Origin of the sequence: Hydrogenophaga sp., assembly GCF_019264445.1 — a bacterium.
Classification (GTDB): Bacteria; Pseudomonadota; Gammaproteobacteria; order Burkholderiales; family Burkholderiaceae_C; genus Hydrogenophaga.
Window position 1 is genome coordinate 39287 of the sequence record NZ_JAHVAB010000021.1, and the last position, 11850, is coordinate 51136.

General features: G+C 66.4%; 13 protein-coding genes. 5 read left to right on the forward strand and 8 right to left on the reverse strand.

Going from position 1 to position 11850, the window contains the following annotated elements; translation table 11 throughout:
- The first annotated feature begins 1 nt into the window (after position 1).
- The 4 genes from KXJ60_RS02680 (at position 2) to KXJ60_RS02695 (ending at position 4397) form a co-directional block, all read left to right on the forward strand.
- Positions 2-817, forward strand: coding sequence for an isochorismatase family protein (locus KXJ60_RS02680; RefSeq protein ID WP_291123865.1), 816 nt, complete (start codon positions 2-4; stop codon positions 815-817).
- Positions 818-843: 26 nt separating this feature from the next.
- Positions 844-2064: a nicotinate phosphoribosyltransferase gene (gene pncB, locus KXJ60_RS02685; protein ID WP_291123866.1), complete on the forward strand. Its 1221-nt coding sequence runs from the start codon at positions 844-846 to the stop codon at positions 2062-2064.
- A 180-nt stretch (positions 2065-2244) separates the two neighbouring features.
- Positions 2245-4044 carry an MFS transporter gene (locus tag KXJ60_RS02690; RefSeq protein WP_291123867.1) on the forward strand — a complete coding sequence of 600 codons (1800 nt, stop codon included), beginning with the start codon at positions 2245-2247 and terminating at the stop codon, positions 4042-4044.
- A gap of 80 nt (positions 4045-4124) precedes the next feature.
- On the forward strand, positions 4125-4397 hold the full coding sequence (locus KXJ60_RS02695) for a hypothetical protein (protein ID WP_291123868.1): 273 nt from the start codon (positions 4125-4127) through the stop codon (positions 4395-4397).
- A 2-nt stretch (positions 4398-4399) separates the two neighbouring features.
- Here the strand turns inward: KXJ60_RS02695 and KXJ60_RS02700 are convergent, their stop codons facing one another.
- Positions 4400-5311 (reverse strand): LysR family transcriptional regulator, encoded by a 912-nt coding sequence (locus KXJ60_RS02700; protein ID WP_291123869.1) that lies wholly within the window; start codon positions 5309-5311, stop codon positions 4400-4402.
- 149 nt (positions 5312-5460) lie between these two features.
- Between KXJ60_RS02700 and KXJ60_RS02705 the strand changes: the two genes are divergently transcribed.
- Positions 5461-6459 carry a helix-turn-helix domain-containing protein gene (locus tag KXJ60_RS02705; RefSeq protein ID WP_291123870.1) on the forward strand — a complete coding sequence of 333 codons (999 nt, stop codon included), beginning with the start codon at positions 5461-5463 and terminating at the stop codon, positions 6457-6459.
- 5 nt (positions 6460-6464) lie between these two features.
- Here KXJ60_RS02705 and KXJ60_RS02710 read toward each other — a convergent pair whose 3' ends face one another.
- The 7 genes from KXJ60_RS02710 to KXJ60_RS02740 are packed head-to-tail and all read right to left on the reverse strand — an operon-like array spanning position 6465 to position 11850.
- Entirely contained in the window at positions 6465-7235 is a 771-nt protein-coding gene (locus tag KXJ60_RS02710) for an ABC transporter permease (RefSeq protein ID WP_291123871.1), read from the reverse strand.
- Positions 7232-7996, reverse strand: a complete 765-nt coding sequence (locus KXJ60_RS02715; protein WP_291123872.1) for an ABC transporter permease — start codon at positions 7994-7996, stop codon at positions 7232-7234. The genes KXJ60_RS02710 and KXJ60_RS02715 overlap by 4 nt, the downstream gene beginning before the upstream one ends.
- Position 7997: 1 nt before the next feature.
- Positions 7998-8807 carry an ABC transporter ATP-binding protein gene (locus KXJ60_RS02720; RefSeq protein WP_291123873.1) on the reverse strand — a complete coding sequence of 270 codons (810 nt, stop codon included), beginning with the start codon at positions 8805-8807 and terminating at the stop codon, positions 7998-8000.
- A 24-nt stretch (positions 8808-8831) separates the two neighbouring features.
- Positions 8832-9635 (reverse strand): xanthine dehydrogenase family protein subunit M, encoded by an 804-nt coding sequence (locus KXJ60_RS02725; RefSeq protein WP_291123874.1) that lies wholly within the window; start codon positions 9633-9635, stop codon positions 8832-8834.
- 10 nt (positions 9636-9645) lie between these two features.
- Positions 9646-10113 (reverse strand): (2Fe-2S)-binding protein, encoded by a 468-nt coding sequence (locus KXJ60_RS02730; protein ID WP_291123875.1) that lies wholly within the window; start codon positions 10111-10113, stop codon positions 9646-9648.
- A 21-nt stretch (positions 10114-10134) separates the two neighbouring features.
- Positions 10135-11052: an ABC transporter substrate-binding protein gene (locus KXJ60_RS02735; protein WP_291123876.1), complete on the reverse strand. Its 918-nt coding sequence runs from the start codon at positions 11050-11052 to the stop codon at positions 10135-10137.
- 33 nt (positions 11053-11085) lie between these two features.
- Complete coding sequence (locus KXJ60_RS02740; RefSeq protein ID WP_291123877.1) at positions 11086-11850, reverse strand: SDR family oxidoreductase; 765 nt, start codon at positions 11848-11850, stop codon at positions 11086-11088.

Genomic DNA, 11850 nt, shown 5'->3' on the forward strand with positions numbered 1-11850 from the left:
CATGCGCACCCACCTCCTGATCATCGACCCGCAAAACGACTTCTGCGACATCGACGGCGCGGCCCTGCCGGTGGCCGGCGCCCACGCCGACCTGCAGCGCCTCGCCCATTTCATCGAGGCGCAGCAAGACCGCCTGGACGGCATCACCGTCACACTGGATTCGCACGCCAGCGTGGCGGTCGAGCGCACCACGTTCTGGCTGGACGCGGGCGGGCAGCCGGTGGCGCCCTTCACCTTCATCACGGCCAGCGACGTGGTGGCCGGCCGCTACCGACCGCGAGACGCCAGCCTGCAGGCGCCGGTGGTGGCGATGCTGGAGCAGCTCGCAGGCGCGGGCAAAGCGGGCATGGTGGTGTGGCCGGTGCACTGCGTCACCGGCACCTGGGGCCACAACATCCACAGCGATGTGGCGCGCAGCCTGGCGGCTTGGGAACTGGCGCACCAGCGCGCGGTGACCAAGGTGCTCAAGGGCGAATACCCCTTGAGCGAACACTTCGGCGTGTTCGAGGCCGACGCGCCCGTGCCCTCGGTGCCCGGCACCCAGTTCAACACGGCGCTGGCCGCTTCGCTGGCCCAGGCGGCCGACGTCATCGCCATCGCAGGCCAGGCCTCCAGCCACTGCGTGGCCGCCAGCTACGACCAGTTCATGCGCTACCTCGGCCGTGGTGGCACACCCACCCCGCGCGTGGTGCTGCTTCAGGACGCCATGAGCCCGGTAACGGGCTTCGAACCCCTGGCCGACGCGCTGTTCGAGCGTGCCCGCGCCGCCGGCACCGGGGTGATGACGCTGGACGCGTTCGCGTCCACGCTGCGGTGATGCCCGCCCAACCTTCAGGAGCTGCCATGAGCCACACCGCCTCTTCCGCCGAGCCGTTTGTGCCGGTGGTCACATCGTTGCTGGGCACCGACCTCTACAAGTTCACCATGCTGCAGCCCATGCTGCACTCGATGCCGGCCAACCAGGCCGAATACCGGTTCGTGTGCCGCAACGTGCCCGCCTACCCGCTGAGCGAGATGCGCGACGAGGTGGAGCGGCAGATCGAGCACCTGTGTTCGCTGCGCTTCACCGAAGACGAACTGCAGTACCTGGGTGCCCTGCGCTACATGAAGTCGGACTTCATCGACTACCTGCGCATCTTCCAGCTGCAGCGCCGCTACATCACGGTGTCGGCCGAGGGCGACGCGCTGGACATCGTGGCCAAGGGGCCGCAGATCCATGTGATGCTGTTCGAGATCTTCGTGCTCGCCATCGTCAACGAGATCCACTTCCGCCGGCTGGCCACGCCAGCGGCGCTCGATGAAGGACGCCGCCGACTGCAACAGAAGATTGCGCTGCTGCGCGAGTTCGGTGCGCAGGGTGCGAAGCGCGCCCACCCGTTCGAGTTCTTCGACTTCGGCGTGCGCCGGCGTTTCTCCGCCGCGTGGCAAGACGAAGTGGTGGCCACCTTTGCGCGCGAAGTGCCCGAGTTCTTCAAGGGCACCTCCAACGTGCAGCTGGCGAAGCAACACGGGCTCGTGCCCATTGGCACCATGGCGCACGAATACCTGCAGACCTTTCAGGCCACGGGCGTGCAGCTCAAGGGCTTTCAAAAGGCGGCTCTGGAAACCTGGGTGCAGGAGTACCGCGGTGACCTCGGCGTGGCGCTCACCGATGTGGTGGGCATGGACGCTTTCCTTGGCGACTTCGACCTGTACTTCGCCAAACTCTTCGACGGGCTGCGCCACGACTCGGGCGATCCGGTGGCCTGGGGCGAGAAGGCGCTGGCGCACTACGCGCGACTCAAGGTGAACGCGCACACCAAGCGCCTCGTGTTCTCCGACGGGCTCGACCTGCGCGCCGCCCTCTCGCTCTACGGCCACTTTGCCGACCGCATCCAGACCGGCTTCGGCATCGGCACCCACCTCACCAACGACATGGGCATACGACCGCTCAACATCGTCATGAAGCTGGTGAGCTGCAACGGCCAGCCGGTGGCCAAGCTCTCCGATTCGCCGGGCAAGACCCTTTGCGACGACGAGACGTTCCTCGCTTACCTGCGGCAGGTGTTCCGCATCACGGCCTGAGCCGGCAAGGCACAGCCGCTTAGGGACTTTCCCTAGGTTGGGGGCTGGTCGCGGGGTTTGAAATTTTTCAGTAAGAAAGCGTCCACACACTCGCCGCCGACGTCACCGAACTCATGCGCAGGCCACTGCGTGTGAGAACCGTCTGGCCACCGCGCCGGACTTCCACCTAGCGAGCAACCTATGGCGACAGCCGACATCACCAACAACGTGCGGGAACGCTCCCGCCCGATGACCGCCGAAGAGAAGAAAGTCATCATGGCCTCCTCGGCCGGCACGATCTTCGAGTGGTACGACTTCTACCTGTACGGGTCGCTGGCCGCCATCATCGGCGCGCAGTTCTTCACCGCGTTCCCGGAGAGCACGCGCAACGTGTTCGCGCTGCTGGCCTTTGCGGCCGGCTTCATCGTGCGCCCCTTCGGCGCCCTGGTGTTCGGCATGCTGGGCGACATGATCGGCCGCAAGTACACCTTCCTGATGACCATCGTCATCATGGGCCTGTCCACCTTTCTGGTGGGTGTTCTGCCCAACTATGAAAGCATCGGCACGGCGGCGCCCGTCATCCTGATCGTCCTGCGCATGGCGCAAGGTCTGGCACTGGGCGGCGAATACGGTGGCGCGGCCATTTATGTGGCCGAACATGCTCCCGCCAACCAGCGCGGCTACTTCACGGCCTTCATCCAGACCACGGCCACACTGGGTCTGCTGCTGTCGCTGATCGTGATCCTGGCCGTCCAGGGCTACGTCAACGGCGCCTACCCTGATGTCCCCCTGCTCAAGGACGGCGTGGCTGTGCTGATGGCCGACGGCAATCCGACCATGGTCAAGGCGTTCAACGCCTGGGGCTGGCGCATTCCGTTCATTGGCTCGATCTTCCTGCTGGCCATCTCGCTCTACATCCGCCTGCAGATGAACGAAAGCCCCGCCTTCAAGAAGATGAAGGAAGAAGGCCGCACCTCCAAGGCACCGCTGAGCGAAGCCTTCGGCAACTGGAAAAACGGCAAGATCGCCCTGCTCGCGCTGTTCGGCCTGGTCGCTGGCCAGGCAGTGGTCTGGTACACGGGCCAGTTCTACGCGCTGTTCTTCATGCAGAACGTGATCAAGGTCGACAGCTTCACCGCCAACGTGATGGTGGCCTGGTCGCTCATTCTGGGCACGGGCGGCTTCCTGGTGTTTGGCGCGCTGTCGGACCGCATCGGCCGCAAGCCCATCATCCTCACGGGCTGCCTGCTGGGCGCGCTCACCTTCCTGCCGGTGTTCACGCTGCTGACCAAGACCGCCAACCCCGCGCTGTACGCCGCGCACCAGACCCCCGTCACGGTGACCGTGTCGGCAGAAGACTGCTCGTTCCAGTTCAACCCAACGGGCACGGTCAAGTTCACCTCGTCGTGCGACATCGCCAAGGCACAACTGGCCCGCACCTCGGTGAACTACGAAACCATCGTGAGCGCCGAAGCCAAGACGGCCATCGTGAAGGTGGGCAACACCGCCATCGAGTCGTATGACGCGGCCAAGCTGACCGGCGACGACCTGAAGAAGGCCAAGGCCACGTTCGACGGCTCGCTGAACGCCGCGCTCAAGCAGGCCGGCTACCCGCTGGTGCCTGCCGACAACACCTCCATTGCCAAGGCCAAGCACTTCTTCGACATCTTCACCGCGCAGAAGCTGACCATCGTCATCATCCTCACGTACCTCGTGATCCTGGTGACCATGGTGTACGGCCCCATCGCCGCCATGCTCGTGGAGCTGTTCCCGACCCGCATCCGCTACTCGGGCCTGTCCCTGCCGTACCACATCGGCAACGGCTGGTTCGGCGGCCTGATGCCTGCCACCGCGTTTGCCATCTCGGCACAGACCGGCAACATCTACTCCGGCCTGTGGTACGCCATCGTGATCGCGGTCATGACCGTGGTGATCGGCTCGCTGCTGGTGCCGGGCGGCACGCACAAGAAGGACATCTTCGCCGGCGACACCTCGCGCTAAAGTCCGATCGATAACCGGGCCAGGGTCTGCTGCAGGCCCTCGCCCGGTTTTCTTTTTTCTGACCCCAAGGACATGCCACCGTGATCGATCTCGTTTTCTCGCAACTCACCGACGTGTTCCGCATCGGCCTGATCATTGCCCTGGTGGTCACCATGCTCAGAACCTCACCCGTGACCGGGCGCCTCATTCCGCTGGCCTGCGGCGTGGTGTTTGTCGCCGTGATGCTGCCCACCACCATGCCCCATGGCGCAGCCAGCCTGACCCACGCGATTGCGGCCGGGCTCGTGTCGAACCTGATCATCCTGATTCTGGTGATGGCCGTGGCGCGGCTCGTGACGCGGCTGCGGCGCTGAGTTCAGGCCTGCAGACTGGCGCCCAGCTCGCGCAGGACGCCTCGCGTCCAGGAGATGGCCGGGTCCAGCGACTGGTACCGGTGCCACTGCACGGCGGTGACGATGGGTGTGATGGGAATCGGGCAAGGCAACACGCGCACCGGCCACTGCTTCGTCAGTGATTTCGCCAAGTGGGTCTGCAGGGTGCCGATGCGTTCGGTGCCCACGAGGTACACGGGCATCGTCGTGAAGCTGGGAATGTGCACCTCGATGCGACGCTCCAGGCCCAGCGCGTCCAGGGCGATCTGGTCCAGCGTGGGCACGCGCCCCCGCCCCAGCAGCACGGCGACATGGCCCATGGCCAGGTACTGCTTCTGGCTCAGGCGTGTGCCCACCTTGCGATTGCCTGTCCAGGCGATGCAGGAAAACGTGTCCCGAAACACGACCTCGCTCGGATGCCGCTCGGACACGGCCGAGGCCAGCGACACCACCAGATCGACATCGCCCTGCTCCAGCTCTTCATTGAGGTAGCCGCTGATCGAGCGCACCTCGAAACGCAAGCCCGGCGCCTCTTTCCCGGCGCGCTGAAAAAGCGGTGCCAGCAGGACGTTCTGGATGTAGTCCGACCCCACGATGGTGATCAGCCGCTCGATGCGGGAGGGCTCGATTTCGGGCCGCCGGCGCGTGAGCGCCTGGACCTGCAGCAGCAGATCACGAACGGGCTCCACCAGCGTGTGCGCAAATGGCGTGAGCGTGAGCTTGCGCCCATGAGGCACCAGCAGTGGGTCGCCAAAGTACTGGCGAAACTTGGCCAGCGCCGCACTCACAGCGGGCTGGCTGAGGTGCACCAGCGTGGCCGCCTGGCTCACGCTGGCCGTGGCCAGCATGGCGTCCAGCAGCACCAGCTGGTTGAGATCGAGCTTGTTGACTCTCACCGTTGCGTCTCCTGGAGGTTCACATTGGGCGCCGTTTGACCTATCCACGCGACAGATAGGTCGTATCCGCAATAATCATTTTCGAAGAATACCAACTGCTGGCAGAGTCCGGGCTCAAGCGTGCCGCCAGTGCACGTATGGAGACACCCATGAACGCCCAGCCCGCCCACGACTTCCCGCGCCTGCAGCACTTCGCCAGCGAAGGCTCCAGTGACGACCTCAAGGCGCAAGCCTTCCGCCGGCAGATGCAGAGCATGTTTGCGGTGGGCCTCAATGTGAAGAGCCTGGCATCACAACCGCTGGTGGCCGAGATGACCGCCTACCGGGGGCAGAACCTTCGCTTTGCGGCCCTGAAGTTCTCCCCGCATTCCACCGTGTCCTTTCCCACCGCCCACGACCACGACACGCGGCTGCTGATTTCGCTGCACAAGAAGGGCCCCGCCGTGGTGTCCCAGGGCGGGCGCGAATCGCGGGTCGAACCGGGTGACGTGTTCGTGATCGATCCCTCGCGGCCGTTCTACATCGAAACCGGTGACATCGAGACCCATTCGGTGTACGTCAACGCCTCCGCGCTGCGGGCCTTGGCGCCCGAACTCGAACTGGCCACCGCGCGCGCGATCCGCTGCGACAGCGGCGCAGCGGCCTTGTTTCGCTCCACGCTGGACGAGGTGTTTGCGCTGGCCCCTTCGCTCACCGAGGACATGGCCGACGACATTTCGCAGGCCCTCGTGCATTTGTTTGCGCCCGTGGTGCGCTCCAGCGTGAGCGCCGCCGAGCGCTGCCCGAGCCGGCTGGCTTCCATGCACCGCCAGCGCATCATGCGGTTTGCCCGAGAGAACCTGGGCGACAGCACCCTGGATGGCAACGCCATCGCCAAGGCGGTGAACCTGTCGCCGCGCCACGTCTACCAGATCTTTGATGGGGAAGACAAACCCTTGATGCGCTGGGTGTGGTCTGAGCGCCTGGTGCGTTGCCGCCACGACCTGGAGCAGCCAGCGCTGCAGTCCAGGTCGATTGGCGAGATCGCCTTCCAGTGGGGCTTCAGCAACGTCTCGCACTTCAGCCGCGCCTTCAAGGCCGAGTTCGGCGTGACCCCGCGCGACTACCGGCGGCAGGTGCACACACGTTCGGCATCCGCCCCGGCCTGAAGCGCTCAGCGCGCGTGTTGGCTCCAGCGCAGCGCGCGATTCTCCAGCGCCTGAATGGCGGCGGAGGTCACGAAGCCGATGGCGCCCAGCACGACGACGCCCGCGTACAGGTCGGCGGTCTTGAACGAACGCTGTGCCATGAGGATGTTCTGGCCAATGCCCGTGAGCGAGGCCTGCATCTCCGTCACCACCGCCAGGATCAATGCCACCGACAACCCCACGCGCGCGCCCGCCAGAATGCCCGGCATGGCGCTGGGCAGACTGACCTTGACGAACCGCTCCAGCGTGCTGAAGCGCATCACCGAAGCCACTTCCCGCAGGCGCTCGTCGACCGTCGAAAACCCCTGCACGCTGGCGAGCAGCACGGGCCAGATGGAGCCGAAAGCGATCACCGAGGTGGACATGGTCGACGACAGGCCAAACGCCAGGATGGCCACCGGGATGATGGCCGACGCTGGCAGTGGCCGCATGAACTCCAGCAGCGGGTGGGTCATGCGGCGCACCAGGGTGGAGCTGGCGATCAGGGCACCGAGCACCACGCCCAGCACCGAGGCCACCAGCCAGCCCCAGGCCATGCGGGCGACGGTGGAGCCCAGCGGCTCCCAGAGTTGCCCCTGGGTCACTTGCGACCACAGCGCTTCCAGCGTACGGACAGGCGAGGGAAAGAATAGCGGCGAAATCACCTTGGCACTGGCCAGCACCTGCCACAAGGCCAGCAGGCCCAGGGCGAATCCGAGCGCACCCAGGCGCTCCATGCCTCTCGATGACATCTTCATCGCGCATCTCCCACCGCTTCGAGGCGCAGCCCCGGAATCCTTCGAACACCGGCCAGCGAAAGCTCGCTGACCACCCAACCCAGCACGCCCACCCACAGCAGGCAGGCATACATGCGGTCGAACTGAAGCGCCTGCTGCGCCGCCATCATTTCGTGACCCAGCCCGCGCGGGTTGATGACGATCTCCACCGTGATCGCGACGATGAGCGCAATGGCCAGCGCCAGGCGCAGGCCCACCACGATGCCGCTGAGCGCCGCAGGTATCACCACCTTGAAGGCGCGCTCCAGCGCACTGAGCTGCAGCACCTGGCTCACCTCCAGCAGGCGCGGCTCCATGCCCTTGACGCTGGAGATGGTGATGAGCAGCACTGGCCAGACGCAGGCAAACGCCACCACCACCGCCTCCATCGGGGCCCCAAAGCCAAAAATCATGAGCGAGAGCGGAATGAGCGCCACCGAGGGGATGGGCCGCAGCGCATCGATGGTGGGCGACACCACGCGCTCCAGGCGCGGCAGCAGGCCAATGACGATGCCCAGCACGATGCCGATGGCGCAGGCCAGCACGAAGCCCGTCAGGGCCGCTTCCAGCGTCTGCACCGTGGCGCGGGGAATGCTGCCGTCGGACATGCCGTGCAGGAACGCGCGCCACACGTCGGTGGGCCTGGAGAGTGACTCGAGGCGCAGGCTGTCGACGTGCCACAGCGCCTCCCAGGCCACCAGCAGGCCCACCGGAATGACGGCGCCCAACATGTAGCGCCGCATGTCAGTGGCCCTCCAGCAAACCGTGCAGGTGATGGCGGTGGGCCAGGAAGCGGGGGTCTTCGCGCGTGGTGAGCTGGTGGCGGGGGTGTGCAATGCCCACCTCCACCTCCTCCAGCATGCGCCCGGGGTTGGCCCCGAGCACGATGACGCGGTCGCCCAGGTAGATGGCCTCTTCCAGGTCGTGGGTGATGAACACGACGGTGGTGCCGTGCTCACGGGTCAGCTTGAGCACCTCGTCCTGCAGGTGCTGGCGCGTGATGGCATCCAGCGCGCCAAAGGGTTCGTCCATCAGCATGAGCCGGGGCTTCTGCGCCAGGCAGCGGGCGATCTGCACGCGCTGCTGCATGCCGCCCGAGAGCTGGTTGGGGTACCGCTCGCGCGCCTGGCTCAAGCCGGTGGTGGCCAGCAAGGCATCGATCTTCCCCTCGCGCTCGGCGGCCGGCACGCGCAGCGCCTCCATGGCGAGCGCGATGTTGCCGCTCACCGTGCGCCAGGGCAGCAGCGCACGCCCGTAGTCCTGAAACACGATGGCCCGCTCCAGCGAGGGCGCCGAAATGCGCTCCCCCTGGAACCGCACTTCACCACGGGTGGGGGTCATCAAGCCCGCCATCAGCCGCAGCAAGGTGGTCTTGCCACAGCCCGAAGGGCCGACCAGGCAGAGAAACTCGCCCGCGCGAACCGAGAAGTTCATGCGGTCGATGACGGTGCGCTCACCGAACGACACCGAGACCTGGTCGAGCTCCAGCGCGAAGTCGGAGGCGTTGTGCCCGGAGGCAGCGGCGCTGGCGAAGTGGGGGTTGGGGTACAGCATGCGGATTGGAGTGAAAAAGGCGGTTCAGTGGCCCACGAGGCGTTCGACCGCGCGCTGCGCCATCACGCGCACGAGTTGACCGCGGTAGGCGGCGGTGGCCTGCAGGTCGGCGTTGAATTCGGTGGTGTCGATGGGCACGTCACGCAGGCTGTCCGGGCGGCACGAGGCGTCCAGCGCCTGCTCCAGCGCCGTGGCGCGAAACGCGCAGGCTGCTGCCCCCGTGACCGCGACCCGCGTCCTGCCGGCGAAGTCGGCCACCATGACACCCACCAGGGCAAAGCGCGAGGCCGGGTGCTTGAACTTGACGTACGCGCAGCGCGTGGGCACGGCCAGCTCCACCGACACAATGAGTTCCCCGGGTTGCAGCGCCGTGGTGAACAGGCCGAGGAAGAAGTCTGCGGCGCTGATGCGGCGCTGGTCGGTGACCACCACCCCGTCAAGCGCGAGCAGGGCGGCTGGCCAGTCGGCCGCAGGGTCGTTGTTGGCGATGGAGCCGCCGATGGTCCCCTGGTGGCGAATCATCGGGTCGCCAATGCCGCTGGCCAGCCCGGTCAGCGCGGGAATGCTCGACGCCACCACGTCGGACGACGCCACTTGCGCGTGGGTGCTCATCGACCCGATGGCGAGGCGGTCCTTGCCCAGCACCTGGATGCCGCGCAGCTCAGGGATGCGGCCCAGGTCGACCAGCGTGTCGGGGCGGGCCAGCCGCAGCTTGAGGGAGGCCAGCAGTGTCTGCCCGCCGGCGAGGTAGCTGGCGTCACCCTGTGAGGCGAAGGCGGCTGCGGCATCGGCGGTGCTTTGCGCCCGATGGAACTTGAAGTTGTACATCGCGCCCTCCTCAAGCCTGTTGCCGCTCGGCAGCCAGGCGCACCGCCTTCACGATGTTCTCGTACCCGGTGCAACGGCACAGGTTGCCCTCCAGCCCGTGACGGATCTCGGCGTCATCGGGCTGCGGGTGGCGGCGCAGCAGGTCGATCACGCTCATCACCATGCCGGGCGTGCAGTAGCCGCACTGCAGCCCGTGGCACTCGCGGAACGCTTGCTGCACCGGGTGCAGCGCACCCTGGGGTGCGCACAGGCCTTCAATGGTGGTCACCTCGCGGCCCTCGGCCTGCAGCGCCAGCACGTTGCACGACTTCACCGCCACCCCGTCGAGGTGGACCGTGCAGGCGCCGCACTGCGCGGTGTCGCAGCCACGATGAACGCCTTTCAAGCCCGCGGTCTCCCGCAGGAAATCGCTGAGCAGGGCGCGCTCTTCCACCTCGCCCTGCATGGGACGGCCATTGACCGTGATATCGACTCGCATGGTGTGTGCTCAGGTTGGGTTTCAGCGCGCCAGCATCTGGCCAACGTCAACGGGCTTGTTCAGGTAGCCCACTTCGCGGGCATAACGGACGTAGGTCTCCAGGTCCGCGTTGCTCACCGGCAGCGAGTAGGGCAGCAGCACCGGCGTGCTGAAGCCCAGGTACTTCGACTCGATGGCGCGCGCCTCTTCGGTCTGGTTCTTGATGAACTCGATGGCCTCGGCCAGCGACTCGCGGAACGCGGTGAGCGCACGGGGATTGGCACTCGCCCACTCGCGCTGCGCGATCCACACCCCACCCAGCACATCGGGGTTCACCTCGGCCACGTAGTCGGCCAGGCGAAAGCCGGTGTTGTCGGAGACGATGCGCGAGCGAAAGGGCTCCAGCACCGCCACCGCGTCGATCGTGCCGCCCTTGAGCAGGTCCTTCATCTGCGGGAACGGCGCTTCCACGATGGTCACGCGCGATGGGTTCACGCCCTTGTCCAGCAGCCACTTGCGAAACAGCACATCGGCAATGCTGCGCAGGCCCGGCACGCCCACGCGCTTGCCTTCGAGGTCCTTCGCGCTGGTGGCCGTCACGCCCTGGCGCACCACCACGCTGAAGATGGACGGGTTCTTCACGAATCGCGTGCCCCCGGCAATGCCCACCAACGGCAAGCCGCCTTCGGCGGCATCGATCAGCACCGTGGGCGTGCTCACGCCCACCTGCAAGCTGCCCGAGAGAATGGCGGAGGGGATGTTCGAGATGATGGCGACCTTGGTCAGGTTGACGTCGAGGTTGCGCTTCTCGAAGAAGCCCTTGTCTTTGGCCACCAGCGCCGGCAGCCAGTCACCGGCCGGCACGTAGCCGACGTTGATCTTGGTGACTTGCGCCGAAGCCGTGGTGGCCACCAGCGCGAACGAGAACACGGCGGCGAGCCGCTTAAAGGCTTGGATCATGGGATGTCTCCTGGGTGTAAAGCTGTCGAAAAATCACCAGGCCGTGTGTCCGCCATCGGCAGACACCACGGCACCGGTCATGAAGGCGCTCTCGTCGCTGACGAGAAACACGAGAACCTGGGCCACCTCGCCCGGTGTGGCAAAGCGCGGCAGCAGCTGGCGTCCGGTCAGCCGTGCCAGCAGTGCGTCGCGCTCATCCGCTGGCACCGAGGCCAGCAGGCCTTGCGCCATCGGCGTGTCGATGCCGCCGGGGCAGACCACGTTGCAGCGCACCTGGGGCGCGAGCTCCACCGCGACTGCCCGCGACATGCCCAGCACGGCCGCCTTCGACGCGCAATAAACGCTCATCAGGGGCAAGCCCACCTGGGCACCCACCGAGGCCACGTTGACGATGGCACCCGCGCTCTCGCGAAGCCGCGCCGCGAAGGCTCGAATGGACAACAGTTGCGCCAGACAGTTGACGTGCATGACGTGATCAAACTGCGCCTCGGTGACCTCGGCCAGGGTGCCGGGGCCGAGCACACCGGCCACGTTGCACAAGCCATGCACCGCCCCAAAGGCGGACACCGCCATGTCGCACAGGCGGGTGTGTGTCTGCAGCCGGGTCACGTCGCCAGTGAGTGCCACCACGCGCGCACCTTCAGCCAGGATCAGCGCCTTGGTTTCGCCCAGGCCCGCGTCGTCCACGTCCACGATGGCCAGGTGCGCGCCCTCGCGCGCCATGGCCAGGGCAGTTGCGCGTCCCAGTCCACTCGCCGCGCCCGTGACCACCACGGCCTTGTTCTGCAGGCGGTTCAT